This is a genomic window from Phycisphaerae bacterium (assembly GCA_017999985.1).
GTDB lineage: Bacteria > Planctomycetota > Phycisphaerae > UBA1845 > Fen-1342 > JAGNKU01.
On the sequence record JAGNKU010000011.1, the window covers coordinates 71,793 to 89,166 of the forward strand.

At 68.8% G+C, this 17,374-nt stretch carries 13 protein-coding genes; 6 read left to right on the top strand and 7 right to left on the bottom strand.

Annotated features, from left to right (window positions below; translation table 11 throughout):
• Positions 1-354 precede the first annotated feature (354 nt).
• From KA383_14950 to KA383_14970, 5 genes are all read left to right on the top strand, one after another.
• Entirely contained in the window at positions 355-2,637 is a 2,283-nt protein-coding gene (locus tag KA383_14950) for a heparinase II/III family protein (protein MBP7747414.1), read from the top strand.
• Positions 2,638-2,707: 70 nt separating this feature from the next.
• Complete coding sequence (locus KA383_14955; protein ID MBP7747415.1) at positions 2,708-3,634, top strand: decaprenyl-phosphate phosphoribosyltransferase; 927 nt, start codon at positions 2,708-2,710, stop codon at positions 3,632-3,634.
• 165 nt (positions 3,635-3,799) lie between these two features.
• Entirely contained in the window at positions 3,800-4,342 is a 543-nt protein-coding gene (locus KA383_14960) for a hypothetical protein (protein MBP7747416.1), read from the top strand.
• 954 nt (positions 4,343-5,296) lie between these two features.
• Positions 5,297-6,574 carry a DUF362 domain-containing protein gene (locus KA383_14965; protein ID MBP7747417.1) on the top strand — a complete coding sequence of 426 codons (1,278 nt, stop codon included), beginning with the start codon at positions 5,297-5,299 and terminating at the stop codon, positions 6,572-6,574.
• Complete coding sequence (locus tag KA383_14970; protein MBP7747418.1) at positions 6,571-7,092, top strand: gamma carbonic anhydrase family protein; 522 nt, start codon at positions 6,571-6,573, stop codon at positions 7,090-7,092. Before KA383_14965 ends, KA383_14970 begins: the two co-directional genes overlap by 4 nt.
• Here the strand turns inward: KA383_14970 and KA383_14975 are convergent.
• From KA383_14975 to KA383_15000, 6 genes are all read right to left on the bottom strand, one after another.
• The gene (locus tag KA383_14975) at positions 7,080-8,609 is read right to left on the bottom strand and encodes a HAMP domain-containing histidine kinase (protein ID MBP7747419.1); all 1,530 of its coding nucleotides are present in this window, start codon (positions 8,607-8,609) and stop codon (positions 7,080-7,082) included. The two genes, KA383_14970 and KA383_14975, sit on opposite strands and share 13 nt — an antisense overlap.
• A gap of 12 nt (positions 8,610-8,621) precedes the next feature.
• A complete protein-coding gene (gene hypF / locus KA383_14980) occupies positions 8,622-10,982 on the bottom strand; it encodes a carbamoyltransferase HypF (GenBank protein ID MBP7747420.1) in 2,361 nt (786 codons plus the stop codon).
• Between the two features lie 66 nt (positions 10,983-11,048).
• Complete coding sequence (locus tag KA383_14985) at positions 11,049-11,909, bottom strand: Mrp/NBP35 family ATP-binding protein (protein ID MBP7747421.1); 861 nt, start codon at positions 11,907-11,909, stop codon at positions 11,049-11,051.
• Positions 11,910-12,014: 105 nt separating this feature from the next.
• On the bottom strand, positions 12,015-13,235 hold the full coding sequence (locus KA383_14990; GenBank protein ID MBP7747422.1) for an alpha/beta fold hydrolase: 1,221 nt from the start codon (positions 13,233-13,235) through the stop codon (positions 12,015-12,017).
• Positions 13,236-13,311: 76 nt separating this feature from the next.
• Positions 13,312-13,677, bottom strand: coding sequence for a 50S ribosomal protein L20 (gene rplT / locus KA383_14995; protein MBP7747423.1), 366 nt, complete (start codon positions 13,675-13,677; stop codon positions 13,312-13,314).
• Positions 13,678-13,705: 28 nt separating this feature from the next.
• Positions 13,706-13,909, bottom strand: a complete 204-nt coding sequence (locus tag KA383_15000) for a 50S ribosomal protein L35 (GenBank protein ID MBP7747424.1) — start codon at positions 13,907-13,909, stop codon at positions 13,706-13,708.
• 274 nt (positions 13,910-14,183) lie between these two features.
• Between KA383_15000 and KA383_15005 the strand changes: the two genes are divergently transcribed.
• Entirely contained in the window at positions 14,184-15,530 is a 1,347-nt protein-coding gene (locus KA383_15005) for a 6-phosphofructokinase (GenBank protein MBP7747425.1), read from the top strand.
• Between the two features lie 122 nt (positions 15,531-15,652).
• Here the strand turns inward: KA383_15005 and KA383_15010 are convergent, their stop codons facing one another.
• Positions 15,653-17,257: a hypothetical protein gene (locus KA383_15010; protein ID MBP7747426.1), complete on the bottom strand. Its 1,605-nt coding sequence runs from the start codon at positions 17,255-17,257 to the stop codon at positions 15,653-15,655.
• Positions 17,258-17,374 lie beyond the last annotated feature (117 nt).

The following is a 17,374-nucleotide window of genomic DNA, read 5'->3' on the forward strand; positions in this document are numbered from 1 at the left end:
TTCCGAAAGCGGCCTCAGCTTGAAATCATTGTCGTATACCGCGTTGCGCCGCGCGACAGCCCTGCGCGGCACACGGGCGACTATTATATCGGTCATTGCGCAACCGAACCATGAGGAGCGCGCAGCCTGCGGTATCCGTCCAACCCTGGTACGCGAAGCGCGCACGGCGAGTTCTCTGCCAAGCCCTTGCCGTCAGTATTTCAGCCAAACTGGGTCCGTGATCGCTCCCAGCCGCGCGCGGCCCTTGGCGCCCGCGCCTCCAGCCGCGACGCTAGCAGTGTGCATCCTGGCACGCTCGACAATCCGCCTCCCCCGCGGCCTCGCCGCGCGGCCTTTCCCGCCCTGGCTGGCTTCGTGCTGGCTCTGCCCGCCATCCCGCTCTGCCGCGCCGGCGAACACCCCGCGTTGCTCCTGAGCGTACCTGACGTGCCGCGCTTGAAGCATGTCTGCGGTCTGCCGGCGCCGGCGAGCGCCGACCCGCGCTGGGGGCGCTCGGGCGTTCGCGCCGCTGACTTCCAGGCGCTGCGGGCCGGGCTGGTCGCGCGCGGTGGCGACGATGTTCTGCCCGGCGAGTTGCTCGCCGCCGCGTTTCTCCACGTCGTGGCCGACGACGACCCGACCGATCGCGTGCGCCTGCGACTGATCGAGTCCGCCCTCCGCGAACCGGCTGGCGCTGCGACCGATCCGCTGGAGCTTGCGATCGCGTTGGACTGGTGCTGGGACGCACTGTCGCCCACGGTACGGCACGAGTTCCTGATCGAGCTACGCCGTCGGGCCGCGCCCCTGGCGCCGAGCGACAGTCCGCTGGAAACCCGCCGCTTTCGCGAAAAGCTCGCGGCCGTGGCCGTGGCCGCCGCCATCGACCCTGCAGACGAGCCCAGCCAGAGCTGGGTCGAGCTGCGGACGCGGCTGCTTGACGCGGCCCGCGACTATTTCGCGGTAACGTTTCCGCAATATGTGGCGTGGCGTGGGCGCAGCCCGACCGGCTCCGCCCGCGCCGCCGACGAGGAAGCGGATACCGCCCTGGCCATCGAAATCGCCAGCCGACTCCTGCAGCGCGACGCGTGGCCGGACTACCGCGCCAGCGTCGGTCGCTGGCTTGAGCATTACCTCTTCGAGCAGCTCGATCACCCCGCTTTGCGGCACGGCTTTCTGCACGATGACGGCGACGCCGCGCCGGTTACGCCGGCGCCCGCCTGGCGCGATCTGCTGCCCGTGACTGCGCACCTCATCGCCGCCCGGACCCGCGACCCCGCGGCGGCTCTGCTCGCAGACCGCATCGAGTCCGCCCTGGCGGAGCCCGACCCCTCAGGTCTGACCACGCTGTGGCGCTGGGTCGCCATCGCGTTCGACACGACCGGCATCCCGCGCTGCGATCCGCGCCAGCTCCCCACGGCCCGCAACCTCGACGGCGCCGTCCTCTTTCGCGGCCCCGCGGGCTCCGATGCCACCGTCGTCTGGATCGACGCCGGGCAACCCTTCCTGCGCCGCCGCCAGCACTTTGACGCCGGCCATTTCCTCCTCTGTCGTTCCGGCGAGCTGGTCGTCAGCGGTGCCAACGACGTGCTGTTGGAGGCAATTGCCAGCAAGGGCGGGGCGCAATACCTCGGCCAGCAGAACACGCCGTTCGACTTCGAGCAGTACTGCACCGCGACGATCAGTCACAACGCGCTGGTGCTCTGGGACCCCGCCCGCGTGGTGAACTGGTACGGCCAGCGCTACCTGCCCAGCGGCGGACAGCGCTGCATCGAACACACGTGCACCGATTTCGCCCTGCCGCTCGAAAGCCAGGGACGCCTGACTGGCCGGCAGCTCGCGTACGGCTGGCACGACACCGCGGCATACCTGGCGCTCGATCTGGCCCCGGCGTATGACCGCCGCGCAGTCAGCGCGTATACCCGCACGTTCTGCTTCGTCTGGGGCCGCGTCCTGGTGGTGGTGGACCGCGTCACCACACCCAAGGGCCGCACGCCGCCCACGTGGATCCTCAATTTGCCGGCACGGCCCACGGTTGATGGCACCGACCTGCCTGCGAGTACGCGTGTCGCCGGCAGCACCAACGACGCCGGCGTGTGGCGCTGCGACACCGCCGCGTGGCTGCGCTGGACCGATCGCGACGGCAGCCTCTGGTTCACGGCGCCGCTGCCGACGACGAAGGCGCAGCGGATCGTCGGCGGGCCCGCCCGGCGCCTGCGCATCGCGGAGGGTCGCCACGTCGATCGCACCTACATCGGCGGTGACGCGGACGGCTTCGAGCGCCTCATCATTCCTGCTGAGCGGCGCGGCGCCGAGAACGCCTGGTATCGCCTCGGCCGCCCCACCCTCCTCGGCGCGCAATTCGGGCAACAGCCGCTCTGGGGGCGGATCGAGCTCGAGCCGCTCGAACGTGGCGCGACAACAATCTTCGTGGCGGTGCTGATCCCCGACCGCGCCGACGCCACCGTAACACCCGCCGTCAGCGTCGAAACGGGGGAGAACCCACTGGTGCTGCATCTGAGCGCCGGCCGCGACCAAGCCACGCTCCGCCTGCCCAGTGACGCCGGCGCCGGCGGTCGCCTGGAGATCGGCGGGCCCCTGCCCAGCGCGTGGGATCTGCCGACCGACGTGCAGCCCGACATGCCGCTCGCCGCGGATTGACCCGCCGCGGCCCGGTCCGCACAATGCCGCGCACGCGGGCGGATCGGCGCGGCCCGGGCAAGAGGAGTCCATGCCGTACCTGGAACTGATGCGACCGGGGCAGTGGACCAAGAACCTGTTCGTGTTTGCAGGTCTGGTCTTCGGGCTCAAGCTGGATGATCGCGCCAGCCTGGTGCTCGCGCTGCTCGGCTTCGCGTGTTTCTGCCTCGTCAGCAGCGCCGTGTACGTCTTCAACGACATCCACGACCGCCACGAGGACCGCATCCATCCCACGAAACGCCTGCGGCCCATCGCGTCCGGCCGCGTCGGCGTCTCGGCCGCCGCCATCTGGGGCGCGCTGCTGCTCGTGGGCGGCCTGCTCGGCGGATGGGCGCTCAACCGCGCGTTCTTCGTGGTCGTCGCGCTCTACGTGGTCTTGCAGACCGCCTATACATTCTGGTTCAAGCACGCGACCTTGCTGGACGTTATCACCATCGGACTGGGCTTCGTGCTGCGGGCCGTGGCCGGCGCCCTCGTGGTCGGTGTCACGATCTCCCACTGGCTGGTCCTGTGCACGTTCACCCTCTGCCTCGTCCTCGGGTTCGGCAAACGCCGCTGCGAGCTGAACGCGCTCGGCAACGCGGGGACGCAGCACGACGCGGCCCGGCATCGCCGCACGCTCGCCGAGTACACGCCCGAGCTGCTCAATCACATGACGACGCTGGCGGCCGGCATCGCGGTCGTCAGCTTCATGCTGTACGCCAACGACAAGCGGACCCTCGACGTGTTCGGCACGAACTACCTGCTGTACACGTTGCCGATCGTCGTCTACGCGATCTTCCGGTTCGCGCTGCTCGTCGAGCACGGCCGCGTCGACGGGCCAACCGAAGTCTTGCTCCGCGACCGCCCGTTCCAGGCCGCCATCCTCCTGTGGGGCGTGGCGGTGCTGCTGATCATCTACCGTGGCGAAAGCGTGCAGACTTGGCTTGGCAGCATCCTGCACGACGGCGCGACGTAGCGTCTGCCCACCCGCACTGACCGTCCGATAATGACGGTGCTTCGGCCCTGAACTGCTTGGGCTGCGAACCCGCGCCGACCTTGAATACCCCGCCCCCATCGCTCGTCCATCACTGCGAAGAACTGAGCACCGAGTCCTCCAGCGAGGAGATGAGCCATGAAACGCATGCTGACCAACGCCGCCCTGTTCAACACCCTGACCGGAATACTGTTTCTCACCGCGGCCCCCGCCGCTCTCGCCAGCGAAGCTGAAACGTCCGCCAGCGCGACCGCCGGCCGGCGTCACTCCGGCACCGCCACCGGCACCGCCCGCTACGAAGGCGACGCCGGCTTCGCCCGCACCGACACGCGCACCGGCGCCGTCAACGCCGCCCGCTCGGTCGCGATCGGTGTCGACGAGGACGGTCTGACGCTGTCGCTGAGCCTCGCCGTCGCCCCGAATCGCGGGCCGGCGTATGCGACGACCTTTAACTTCAGCATCGGCGCGGACGGCGAAGCCTCTACCAGCATCGGCACCGCCCTCGCGACCGGCGGCCTCGCTCGCACGGTCGGCGCCGGCGGTCGCGCGACTGCCACGCCGTTTGGGGTCAACGCGACCTCGACCGCGTACGGCAGCACGCAGCACGGCGGGATGGTGCGCGCCGAGACCCGCAGCGACCACTACGACCGCCGCGACCTGCCGGTGCGACGCGTGATCTACCGGCGGTAGTGCCAGCGCACCAACCTGGGGGACCGATCTCCGGTCGGTCAGCGACAGGCCAGAGGCCTATCCCCCAGGTAGCCCGCCACACGGAAAAGCGCCCGCGAAGTGCCCGAGGTCGCGGGCGTCTCAAGACCCCACCGGTGTGGGTGCACCGGTGGGGCACTTTTTTGTGTGGCGGGGAGTGCCAAGCTTCAGCTCTGCCGTCCCTGGGGAGTGCGAAGCTCCAGCTTCGCCGTCCCTGGGGAGTGCGAAGCTCCAGCTTTGCCTCCTCTGGGGAGTGCGAAGCTCCAGCTTTGCCACCTCTGGCATCAACATCCTGCCGGTCAAGTCCTCCGTGTGGTATCGGTGTCGCGCAGGTGTCGTAGCGTCGGCCCCCTGTAGCCGACCTGGAGCGACCGCCCCCCGAGTCGCCGTCCGGGACGGGCGTAGCTCCCGGTTCGTCTTGGTTGGGGGAGAGGCCTCCGGCCTGTCGACCGACGGACCGCAGGTCGGTCCCCCAAGCCAGCCAGAGTCGGCAATCGTCCGCATAGAACCACACTTTCGAGCCGCGCGGGCTCGGAAAGAGGAGGGAGCGAGTGTGCGTCGCATACCGGCGGTTGAAACCGCTGGCCAGGTTCGCGCGCCCTGCCGGGCGAGAAGTAGTCGCGCTAGGCTGCGAGCCGTGAGCCGTCAGCCATGAGCCAGAGGTAAACCGACCCGACGCCGCCGCGTGCTGCGCGGGCCCGGCGCTGCCGCTGCGGATCCTGGGCCGCGGGCCGCCCGTTCCCACATTCCCACATGCCGACGTTCCCACGTGCCAAGCCACGCCGCGCGGGACCCGCGCTTGCGCGTCGGGCTCGGATTGCGTGCCTGAGTGCCTATGCTGTCCCCGCCCTCGATCCCTCGTTCCCTTGTTCCCTCGTTCCCCTCCCGTGCTAGAATCCCACACTCACCGGCTGTTTCCGGTGCAGGAGCGTAACCGTGCCCAAAGCGAAAGTCGCCATCCTCAAGACCTCCCCGCGGACCGTGCTCCGCGACTACCACGAGCTGCTTAATCTCGCCGGCTACCAGGACGTGGTCGCCAAGGACGCCGACACGGCGCTGAAGATCAACATCTCCTGGCACTTCTTCTTCCCCGGCAGCTCGACCGTGCCGTGGCAGCTCGAGGGGGTCATCCGGGCCATGCAGGCCGACGGCTATGACTCCAACCTGATCCACGCCTGCCATAACCGCACCGTCGTCATCGACGCCCACCTCGGCGAACGCGAAAACAAGCAACTGAACGTCATCGAGGCCCACGGCCTGCGCAACGTCCACCTCTACGAGGGCGAGGACTGGATCAACATCCGCGACGCCGTTGGCGACCTCACCAAGCAGTTCCTCTGCCTCAACGAGGTCTACCCCGGCGGGTTCATGATCCCCCGCCGCTTCATCGGCGAGAACATCATCCACCTGCCGACGATCAAGACGCACGTCTTCACGACCACGACCGGCGCGATGAAAAACGCGTTTGGCGGGCTGCTGAATGAGCGCCGGCACTGGACACACCCAGTCATCCACGAGACGCTCGTCGACCTGCTGATGATCCAGAAAAAAATCCACCGCGGCGTGTTCGCGGTCATGGACGGCACGTTCGCCGGCGACGGACCCGGCCCGCGCTGCATGCTCCCGCACGTGAAGAACGTGATCCTCGCGAGCGCGGACCAGACGGCGATCGACGCCACCGCGGCGAAACTGATGGGCATGGACCCGCTGTCGATCAAGTTCATCCGACTCGCGCATGAGCGCGGCCTCGGCTGCGGCGATCCACGCGACATCGAGCTGGTCGGCGACGCGTCCGCGGCGAACGAGAATTGGCACTTCGCCGGCCCGTTCCAGAAGATGACGTTCGCCAGCCGCATGCAGCATTTGATTTACTGGGGCCCGCTGAAGAAGCCGGTCGAGTGGTCACTGAAAACGGTTCTCGCGCCGTGGGCGTACATCGCGAGCGTGATCTACCACGACAGTTTCTGGTACCCGATGCGCGCGAAGCGGATGATGCAGGAGGTGCTGGCGAGCGACTGGGGCCGGCTGTTCCAGAACTGGGAGCACGTCCAGCCGGACGCCGACGGCTACCCGGACATCGGCACGCAGCCGGCGGACCTGAGCCGCGCGGGCTGGGCTGCATTTGCCGAGTCGCTGAAGATCCTCGGCACGTGCATCAAAGAAGCCCCGGAATTCGCCGCCCGCAAGCGCAAGGTCGTCGCCCAGCACGTATGAGCCAGAACCCCATCCGCCCCACCATCGGCCGCAACGTCTACATCGCCCCCACGGCCTACGTCGGCGGCGACGTCGCGATCGGCGACGACTCGACCGTCATGCACCACGTCACGATTCGCGGCGACGTCTCCGCGATCACGATCGGCCAGCGCGTCAATGTCCAGGACGGCACGATCATTCACACGAAGTCCGGCGTGCCGCTTGACATCGCTGATGACGTCTCCATCGGTCACCGCGCGGTCGTGCACTGCCGGCGAATTGGACGCGGGACGTTGATCGGCATCGGCGCGATCCTGCTCGACGACGCCGAGATCGGCAAAGGTTGTATCGTCGCCGCCGGTGCGCTCGTCCCGCCGGGCATGATTATCCCCGACGGGAAGCTCGTCGTCGGTCTGCCCGCGCGGATCACGCGCGACGTCACGCCGGAAGATCGCGAGTATTTGGGCCGCGTCGGCGCCAGCTACATCGTGCTCGGCCGCCAGCATGCCGCCGGCAGGTACCCGAATCACGGCGGTTGAGGGTTGTCCGGCGCCGCCGGCAGCGAAACAGTCAACGTCGCCCCCTGCCCCGGCCGTGACTCGACATGGATGTACCCGCCCGCCTGCTCCACGACCGCCCGGACGATCGTGAGCCCCAGCCCGCTGCCGGGAATCCCGGCGGCCAACGCTTCGTCGCCCCGGCGAAACGCATCGAACAGCGATCCGCTGCCCGTTGCGGCCATGCCGCGCGCATCGACATCTTCGCCGAAGCCAATCCCGGTGTCCGCCACAGCGACGTGAATGAAGTCCTCGACGCGCGGGCTGGCGACGCGCCCGGCTCCAAGCGCCCGCGCGTCGCACGGGGGGCCGGCGGCGCCACGGAGAACGCGCACTTCCACGTGCCCGCCCGCCGGCGTGTACTTGAGCGCATTCTCGATCAGGTGGCCGAGGCAGTCGCACAGGTCCGGCGGCTGGACTTGCGCCGTCAGTCCGCCCTCCGTGCTCCCGACACATTTCAGCGTCACGCCTTTCGCGCTGGCGATCGGCGCATGCTTGGCGCACAGCTCGCGGACGATGCGCGACACGTCGGCGCGGGCGTCGCGCTGCCGGCGTGGGTCCGCGTCCTGTACGCGCGTCAGTGTCAGCAACGCAGCGACCTGGTTGACGCCCGCGCGACACTGCTCGGCGATCCGGTCGCAGGTGCCGCGGACGCTCGGGGGATCGCGGACCGTGCCGTCGCACACCAGCTTCGCCAGCGTCCGCACCGTCTCCAGCGGCTGTCGGAGTTGACGCGCCGCGGTCTGCATGAAGTGCGATCTGCGCTCCTGCAGCAATTGAATCGCCTGCCGCGCCTGCTCCAGGGCGACGTTCGTCCGGATCAGGACGTCTTCGCGGCGATTCAGCACGCGGCCGATGCGATCCGTGAAATACAGCGTCCCCAGGACCGCCAGCGCGTTCACGGTGATAACGAGCGCGACGTAGGTCGGCACCGTGAACAAGCCGGTGCGCGGCAGTTGCGCCATGAACGGGTAGTACGTCAGCCAGCCGCCCGCCTGCGCAACCGCCATCGCCGAGTATAGCAGCACCGCCCACAGCCCCTGCAGCGCGGCCTGCCAGGTACGCAGCAGCAGGCCACTGATCGCCATGTGAAACAGGTAGAAGAGCGCCATCGGGTTTTCGACGCCGCCCGTCAGCGCCAGGATCCAGGTCAGCAGCAGCAGGTCAATCGCGATCTGGGCACCAACGAACAACTGCCCATGGCGGATCGCTACCCGCTGGTCCGCGCCCGGGTCCTCGAGTCGCGGCCGCAGCAAGCGCGCGACCAGCACCCAGACCACGTTGATCGCCGCGACCGCGAGCACCACGGCCAACAAAGCCGCGGGGCGCCGGGCCGTCGGCACAATGAAGCGTTCGGCCGCGAGTGCGGTCAGCGCGCCGGCCGCGAACAGCCAGCGCAGCCGGATGAACCAGTGCACCTGCAGCAGCGCGAGCAGCGCATACGGCTTGCCGGGCGTGGCGCGGTGCGTCGGCGGTGGATTCGGAACGTGGGCAGACATGCGCTGCGTACGTTACCGGGGGGCACGTGACCCGGCCAGTTGCCAGGCCGCCGCGACAGCCTGGCCCAGCGCCACGCCGCCGTCGCCGCACGGCACCTGTCGATGATAGAGCACGCGACGCCCTTGGGCCTCGAGCAACTCGGTCAGCCGCGCGAGCAGCCGGCGATTCGCGAAACACCCGCCAGAGAGTGCGACCGTGTTGACCCCGGCCAGCCGGCAACCATGGCCCGCCGCCGCGGCAAGCATTTGCGCGACGGTTTCATGGAAGCGGGCTGCGAGGGCCGGCGCCGCTTCGCCGCGGAGGCGGGCCACCGCCAGCTCCCAGATCGCCGACGTCAGTGAGAACGAGACCCGTCCGTCTTCCACGGCCACGTCAAACGCCAGCGGTTCGCTCGCGCCGGCCCACTCCTCGGCCGCTGCCTCGAGCCGCATCGCCGCTTCCGCCTCGTGCCGGTTCCGCACGCACAAACCCAGCAGGCAACTGGCGGCGTCGAACACGCGTCCGAGACTGGAGGTCCGCGGCGCGTTGATGGCACCGGCGGCCTGCCGCTCGAAGACATCGAGTTGCTCCGGTGCGGGACACGCAGAATTCGTACAGTCGTGCAGCAGCGTGCGCCAATCGTCCGGTTCCGACGCGCGCAGGAGTGCCACCGCCGGTCGCCAGGTCTCGAGCGCCGCCCGATCGCCACCGACCAGCGGGAAGTACGCGAGGTGGCCGAGGCGCGCGAACCCGCCGGCGTCGCACCGCAGCAACTCACAACCCCACACGGCCCCATCCGTGCCCCAACCCGTGCCGTCGCACGCCAGGCCGATCACCGGCCCGCGCTCCGCCCACTCCGCCATGACGCTGACGATATGCGCGTGGTGGTGCTGGATCGCGATGACCGGCAAGCCGTGTCGCTGAGCGTATTCTGTCGAAAGGTAGCGCGGGTGCCGGTCGCAGGCGATAACCTCCGGCGTGAACCCGCAAAGCTGCTTCAGCCGGTCGATGGCGCGCATGAAATGACGATAGGTCGCCGGGTGCGTCAGGTCGCCGAGGTGTTCGCTCAGCACAGCTTCGTCGCCTGCGAGCAGGCACACGGTCGATTTCAGCTCGCCGCCGACGGCGAGGATGCGCTGCGGCGTCTTGCCACCGCCCGCGCTGGTCAAACCGGCCAGTCGGAGGGGGCGCGGCGCGTAACCGCGCGCCCGGCGCAGCGGCACGACTTCATCGCGGAAGGTGAGCACCACCGAGTCATCGATCGGCCGGAAGATCTCGCGATCGTGGACGAGCAACGCGTCCGCCACGTCGCCGAGGTCTGACAATGCGTCATCATCGCGGTATGTCAGCGGCTGGCCCGCGATGTTCGCCGAGGTCATCACCAGCGGGCCCAGTCCTTCGGCGAACAGCAGATGATGCACGGGCGTGTAGGCCAGCATGACGCCGAAATCGCGGCAACCCGGCGCCACCGACGGCGCCAGGCCGTGCCCTGGCGCCTGCGGGGCGAGCACGATCGGCGCGGCGGGCGACGTGAGCGCATCCACGTCCGCGCCGCTCAGGCGACACAACCGGCCGGCTGCCGCGACGTCCGCCACCATCACAGCTAGCGGTTTCCCATCGCGCAGCTTGCGGGTCCGGAGGCGTCGGACCACTTCTTCGAGATCCGCGCGGCAGGCGAGGTGATAGCCGCCGAGGCCCTTCACGGCAACGACACCGCCGTCCCGCAGGAGGCGCGCGGCGGAGCGGATCGGATCGGGGGCATCCGTAATGGCGCCGCCGATCAGCCGCACCTGCGGGCCGCAGTCCGGACAGGCGTTCGGCTGCGCGTGGAATCGCCGGTTGGCCGGGTCCGCGTACTCGGCTGCGCACGGCGGGCACATGGTGAAGGCCCGCATCGTGGTCTGCGGCCGGTCGTAGGGCACATCGCGAATAATCGAGTAGCGCGGCCCGCAGTCCGTGCAGTTGATGAACGGGTAGCGGTAACGCCGGTCCGCGGGATCCAGCAACTCACGCCGGCAGGCGGCGCACGTGGCGGCGTCCGGCGTCACCTCGGGGCGCTGGCGTGAGTCGGCCTGCGAAGTGCGGATGCGAAAGCTCGTTTCGCCAGCAGCAGGCACTTCCAAGCGCATCAGGTTCGTGATGCGTGCCAGCGGCGGGAGTTGGTCGACGAGGTCGCGCTCGAAGGCGTCGAGCGCCGCGGCCGCGCCTTCCGCCTCCACCACGGCGCCGTTGCTGTCGTTGGCGACGTACCCGCACAGGCCGCGCGCCAGCGCCAGGCGATAGACATACGGTCGGAACCCGACGCCCTGTACTTGTCCGCGAATTTCCAGGCGTCGCCGCGTTGGCTGCGCAGGTTCAAGCACACTCGCCTCCGAGTCGGGCACCCGCGCCATTCACGCCCAGGCACCCGCCATGACCGTAACGCATCGCGCGCCGGCAGCCAAGCACCGCGGGCACGGCTAGGTGATGCGAATCTGCGGCAGTGGCGTGCGCTTCTGCGCCTGCTCGGCAACCACGGCCTGGAGGCGCTCGACGAACTGGTTCAGCGCTTCCGCGATGTGCGGCTCGACGTCCGTGAAATTCGCGAACGGCCGGCCCGCGTCGCCGTGGACGCGCAGCGCGATGTTGAGCGGGATCGCCCCCAGGAACGGCACGTTCAACTCCGCCGCGGCTTTCTGCGCCCCGCCATGCGCGAAGATCTCGTCGCGCTGGCCGCAGTGCGGGCAGATGTAGTAGCTCATGTTCTCGACGATGCCGAGCGGCTCGACGCCGAGCTTCTGGTACATGCGCAAGGCCCGCACGGCATCGAGCAGCGCCAGGTCCTGCGGCGTACACACCACGACCGCCCCGGTGAGCGGAATGCTCTGCGCCAGCGTGAGCGGAATGTCGCCGGTGCCGGGCGGCAGATCGACGAACAGGTAATCGAGCCCGCCCCAGTCCGTGCGGTCGAGGAACTCCTTCAGGTACTTCTGCGCCATCGGCCCGCGCCAGATCACGGCCTGCTCCGGCCCGATGAGATGCCCCATGCTGACGAGCTTGAGGCCGTCGACCTCCGCCGGCTTGACCTGGCCCTGCTCAGTCAGGCCCAGTTCCTGGCCGTCGGTGCCCGTGAGCTTGGGCAGCGAGGGGCCATACACGTCCGCGTCCAGCAGGCCGGCCCTGAACCCGCGACGCAGCAGACCCACCGCGGCGAGCAAGGCGATCGTGCTCTTGCCGACGCCACCCTTGCCCGCGCCGACGGCAATCACGTGCTTCACGCCCGGCAGTGGTTGCGCCGCGTCGGCGACGCCACCCGGCGCGGAATGATCAGCAGAACTCATGCGTGGCAGCTCCGATCTAGCGCCCGCCGCGCTCCTGCGCCATGGTTCAAACGGCGCGGCGCTCGAATCTAAGGATAGGCTTCGAAATCGGGCGCGACCACTGCATCAGTTGCCGACCGGCCGATGCGCATCCAGCCAGGCCCGGATTTCGGGATACACGCGCTCGCTCGCCACCGGCGCCGCCTCCAGCTCGCCGTGGGCGATCTCCTCGTAGAACAGATACTGCTTATCCGTGGCCGAAATCCGCTCGAAGAACTCGCGACGGACGACGTCGGCATTGGCGATCCGGTCGCGGCCACCCTGCACCACCAGCGTCGGCAGGGTCACGCACTCGTAATGATCCGAATACACGTGGTCCGGCGGGCCGAAGCCGCTGACGAACGCCCGGCGGCGGACGCACTTGGCCATCTGCCGCAGCACGCCCGCCTTCATGTGGTCCAGCACGTAGCGCCGGCCGGCGAGCATGACCTCAGCGCGATGGTGCGTGGCACCCGTGAAGGTGCCCGCCATGCGCAGCATCGCCTGGACGACGGCCCGCTCGACCTGTTCAACCCCGTCGGCCAGCGGCGCCGGCAGGACCCGATACCACGGCGCGCCGTTCTGTTCGGCGAGGACCCAGTTCACCGGCACCTGCCCGGCGGACTCGAGCAGCGCGTGGAGCCAGCCCCAGCGTGAGAGCATCTCGAAGGGGTAATTCACATCGCCGTCGTTGCGCCAGAAATCGCGCAAGAGCGTGCGCCACTGGATGCGGCCCTCCTCGTCGTACAGCGTGTCCGGCCAGCGCAGCGCCGCCGGGAATTCCACGAACACCGCGCCGGCCAGGCCGCGCTGACGTGCCTCGGCGAGTTCGCGCTCCGCCGTGACGCACGCAGTCTCCGCACCGTTGCACAGGCGCGCCCCCTGCACGTAGCCGGCGAGCGTCATGGCCCCCATGCTGGCACCGACGATAAACGGCCGCCGCCCGGTGGCGGCGCGGACATGGTCCACGACCGGCGGGACATCGAGCGTGATGAAGTGATCGACGCACCAGTCGGCCTGGTCCGGGGCCGGCGTGCTAAGCATGCGGGGGGCGCCGTGGCCGCGGAGATTCACGAGCCAGATGTCATAGCCGGCCGCGTGCAACACCTGGGCCAGGCTGCGGTAGTGAAAGTCGCGCCCCCGGATTTCCGGCAAGTCCCACAGGTCGGCATTGACGGCCAGACCGTGGAGGAAAATGACCGGCTGCCCCCCCGGCTGTGGTCGCCGCTTGACCGCGATGCGCGCCCCGTCTTCCGTCGGGACGTATACGACCAGCGGATCGTCGTGCCGCGCCGCCACGTCGTCCATGCGTCTTCGTCTCAGGTCGCGTGCCCGCAGCCGTCGCACGCACGACCGTCGGGCGGCGCGGCCGGTTCAGGGGCAGCTACGCCGCCGCCGTGGCGTGTGCCCGAGCGAGTTCCACCAGTTTGTCGAAGGCGGCGGGGTCGGCGATCGCGACCTCGCTGAGCATCTTGCGGTTCAGAAAGACCCCGGCCTTTTTCAGTCCGGCGATGAATTTGCTGTATGAGAGCCCGCGCTGTTCGCACGCGGCGCTGACACGGATGATCCAGAGTCCGCGGAACTCCCGCTTGCGGACACGGCGGTCGCGGAAAGCGTAGACGCGGGCCTTGATGACGAACTGCTTGGCCGAGCGGAAGAGCTTGCTGCGTGAGCCCCAGAAGCCCTTGGCGGCGCGGAGGATTTTCTTGTGTCGTCGACGAGTCGCGTGACCGGGTCGAACGCGTGGCATGTGACCTACTCCTTCGGACTGGCCGGGCCTACCCGGCGCACAGAGCGCGCCGCACGTTATCGGCAATCGCTCCCGTCAACGTAGCCGGGCGCCGCAGCCGCTGGCGCCGCCGACCTGACTTCCCACTCATCAGATGGCCCGCAAATGACTTCTTGTAGCGCGGCTTCCCGTTGGCCGACAGCTTGAAGCGCTTGCTCAGCCCCTTGTGCGGCTTCTGCTTCACTTTCGCCATAGTCAGGTGTCCTTAGCTCAAGTCGAGCCACGTAGTATAGGGGCTCGCGTCCTCCCGGGCAATAGGCCGACGCCCCCCGGCTCGCCGGCACGCCCGTTCGGCGAGCGGCCCGCCGAGGCCGTTTGAACGGCAGGCCGTCTTGGCGTAAACTACTCGTTTCTGCGCCTGCCGCCCGGGCCAGGACCCGGCGGTGGCCGGCCGCATGCGGCCGCTTGGATTCAGTAATCGGGACCCGGACTGGGCGCAGCAGCCGGCTCGCAGGCGGTATAAGACTATGGCCACACGCAGATTGGGAATCGTCGTTGGCGGGGGCCCGGCCCCAGGCATCAACGCTGTCATCGGGGCCGCCACCATTCAGGCCATCAACTGCGGCTTCGAGGTGGTCGGCTTTTTCGACGGGTTCCGGCACCTGTGCTCCGACGAGTTCGACCCGCCTACCCACACGGTCCGGCTCGAAATCGCGCGCGTGGCCCGCATTCACTTTGAAGGCGGCTCGATCCTCCGGACGGCCCGCACCAACCTGCTCGACCCGGCCGCGTTGAAGTCCGGCAAGCGCGCCCAGCCCCACGCCGAGAAGGTGTCGCTCACCCTGGGCCGCCTGCGCGAGCTGGGTATCAATTACCTTCTCACGATCGGCGGCGATGACACGGCGCTCAGCGCGCGCTTCATCTCCGAGGCCGGCGGCGGCAGGCTGCGCGTGGTCCACGTGCCGAAGACGATCGACAACGACCTGCCGCTGCCGCAGAACCAGCCGACCTTCGGTTTCTCGACGGCGCGCATGATCGGGGCGCAGTTGCTCAAGAACCTCATGATGGACTCGCAGACCACCGGCCGCTGGTACCTGATCAGCGCGATGGGGCGCAGCGCGGGCTGGCTGGCCATGTCGATCGGGCAGGCCGCCGGTGCCACCGTGACGCTCATCCCCGAGGAGTTCGAAGAACGCAGCTCGGTGCAGTCCATCGTCGACGTGCTGGAGGGCGCGATCCTCAAGCGCTCCGTGTTCGGGCGCTGCGATGGCGTCGCCGTCATCGCTGAGGGGCTGGCCTATCGCCTGGGCGACCGCGCCGAGATCGAGCGTCTGCTCGGCCGCGAGGTCCCGCTAGACGCGGCGGGCCACATGCGCCTGTCGGAGGTCCCCCTGCTCGAACTGCTCAAGCGCGAGTTGCAGGGCCGCTTCAAAGCCCGCGGCGAAGCGCTCGCCCTCATCACGCACAACATCGGTTACGAGCTGCGCTCCGCCGATCCGACGCCGCACGACATGGCCTACTGCCGCGCGCTCGGCTACCACAGCATCCGCCTGTTCAGCGACCCGTCGGTCAACAGCACCGGCGTGATGGTGACGCTGGTCAACGGCAACCTGACCACGGTAGACTTCAACGACATCATCAACCCGGAGACCAACCGGACGCAGACACGCATGGTGAACATCAGCTCCGACGAATACACCGTCGGACGCGCCTACCAGATCCGGCTGGAGCGCAGCGACCTCGACAACCCGGTCATGCTGGCCAAGCTGGCCGCCGCAGCGCACATGGCCCCGGCCGACTTCCACGCCCGCTATCTTCGGGCCGCCACGCGGCTGTCCGACATGCAGCAGGAACATCTGCCCCCCAGTCCGTGACGGCCGCGACGCACCACGGGCAACTCTAGCCACCAATACAATGGGCGGCGCCGGCTGTAACACCGTGCACCGCCCTGAAGCCTGCGGTGGGGCGCAGGCGGGATGCGAATCGCCCGGCTGGCCTAAAAGTCGCCCAAGCCGGGCTCAGTCGTTGGAGCCGGCACGACCTCGGGCTGTTTTACTGCGGTCGCTGCGTCCTGCGGTTGCGACGGGGATGTGGCGCTGAGCCGATTCACAACCGTCTTCCGTGTGCGGGTCACCGCGCGGGCCTGGGCCGCGGCCTGGGCCTTTGCCCCGCCGATCACGCCGGCCAGCTCGTCCACCATGCCCTTGACCGTGGCTGCCTGCGCCGAAAGCTCCTGGGCCGCCGACGCGGACTCCTCGGCTCCCGCCGCGTTCTGCTGCGTCACCTTGTTCATCTGTGAGACCGCCATGTTGACCTGGTCGACACCCTGCGCCTGCTCCTGCGACGCCCGCGTGATCCCGTTCACCAGGTCCGCCACCTTCGCAACGTCGGCGACGATCGCGCCCAGCGACTTCGCCACCGCGCTGGCCACCGTCGTGCCCTCCCGGGCCCGACCCACCGAGTCTTCAATCAACCCGGTGACCTCCCGCGACGCCTGCGCCGCACGCTGCGCCAGGTTACGCACCTCGTCCGCCACCACCGCGAAGCCCTTGCCATGCTCGCCGGCCCGCGCCGCCTCCACCGCCGCGTTCAACGCCAGCAGGTTCGTCTGGAACGCAATCTCCTCGATCACCTTGATGATCTTGCTGATCTTGCCCGACGACTCGTTGATCCCCGCCATCGCGCTGTTCAGCTGCGTCATCGTCTGGTCGCCGTCCTGCGCCGCCGTCTTCGCCTGGTCGCTCAGCTCGTTGGCCTGCCGCGCGTTCTCGGCGTTCGTCCGCGTCATCGCCGCCATCTCTTCCAGCGCGCTGGACGTCTCCTCCAGTGACGAGGCCTGCTCGCTGGCACCCTCGGCCAGCTGCTGCGAGGCGGCCGCCACCTGCGCCGCCGCGTCGTTCACCTGGTCCGAACCCTCGTTCAGCCCGGCAATGATGCGGTTGATCGGACGGACGATGGCACGCGCCAGCGCGGCAAACGTCAGAATCAGGCCGAGGCCGATCGCACCGCCGATGCCAATCATCCACGCCGTGCGCGCCTGGATGACAGCCCGCGCTTCCTGCTCGTCGTTCTGGTTGCGCTGCGTCGCCAGGGCCACGACCTGATCGACTCCGGCGCGATGCTGCCGGTACTGCTCCTTCAGGGCCCCGCTCAACAGCGCCGCGGCCGCGTCGCGCTCGCCGCGCTGGATCGCCGGCAGGAACTGACTGTTCAGGATCCTGTAGAATTCGAGTGCCGGGGTGTACGAATCGACCAGCAGGCGCGTCTTGAGCTCGCCCGCCGCTAGGTCTCCCTGCCAGAACTCGTGCCGGGCCTGGTAGTCCGACTCCAGCGTCTTGACGCGCTCCGCCAGCTGCGCCTGCTCCCGGGCGTCCGGCTCGGCCCACATCTGGAACGCTACCAGGTAGGTTTCCAGGATGTACTCCGGCGGCGGAAGCACGTCGGCGATAACGTCCTTGCCCTGCACGATGCTGCGGTAGTACGGACCGTTAACCTGCACGACCTGCAACGTGTTCAGCGCGAGCAGGCCAAACGCACAGAAGCCGAGCACCACCACGGCCGCCACGAAGTACAGCTTGCCACGTAGTCCCAAGTTCTTCATTGGAAGTCACCCTCGTCCGAGTCCGCGACGGTTCCGCCACCACCGCGGACGTGCGGTGGCCACAGCACCCGCTATGCATCGGCGTTTCGGGCCGACGGCTTAACGGACGGTCCGAGA

What these genes read in the sequence shown, in the direction of transcription:
- KA383_15000 (MBP7747424.1), bottom strand. Translation starts at nt 13,909, where the DNA reads ATGGCGAAAGTGAAGCAGAAGCCGCACAAGGGGCTGAGCAAGCGCTTC.
- KA383_14960 (MBP7747416.1), top strand. Translation starts at nt 3,800, where the DNA reads ATGCTGACCAACGCCGCCCTGTTCAACACCCTGACCGGAATACTGTTT.
- KA383_14990 (MBP7747422.1), bottom strand. Translation starts at nt 13,235, where the DNA reads ATGGACGACGTGGCGGCGCGGCACGACGATCCGCTGGTCGTATACGTC.
- hypF (MBP7747420.1), bottom strand. Translation starts at nt 10,982, where the DNA reads ATGGCGCGGGTGCCCGACTCGGAGGCGAGTGTGCTTGAACCTGCGCAG.
- rplT (MBP7747423.1), bottom strand. Translation starts at nt 13,677, where the DNA reads ATGCCACGCGTTCGACCCGGTCACGCGACTCGTCGACGACACAAGAAA.
- KA383_15005 (MBP7747425.1), top strand. Translation starts at nt 14,184, where the DNA reads ATGGCCACACGCAGATTGGGAATCGTCGTTGGCGGGGGCCCGGCCCCA.
- KA383_14985 (MBP7747421.1), bottom strand. Translation starts at nt 11,909, where the DNA reads ATGAGTTCTGCTGATCATTCCGCGCCGGGTGGCGTCGCCGACGCGGCG.
- KA383_15010 (MBP7747426.1), bottom strand. Translation starts at nt 17,257, where the DNA reads ATGAAGAACTTGGGACTACGTGGCAAGCTGTACTTCGTGGCGGCCGTG.
- KA383_14955 (MBP7747415.1), top strand. Translation starts at nt 2,708, where the DNA reads ATGCCGTACCTGGAACTGATGCGACCGGGGCAGTGGACCAAGAACCTG.
- KA383_14975 (MBP7747419.1), bottom strand. Translation starts at nt 8,609, where the DNA reads ATGTCTGCCCACGTTCCGAATCCACCGCCGACGCACCGCGCCACGCCC.
- KA383_14970 (MBP7747418.1), top strand. Translation starts at nt 6,571, where the DNA reads ATGAGCCAGAACCCCATCCGCCCCACCATCGGCCGCAACGTCTACATC.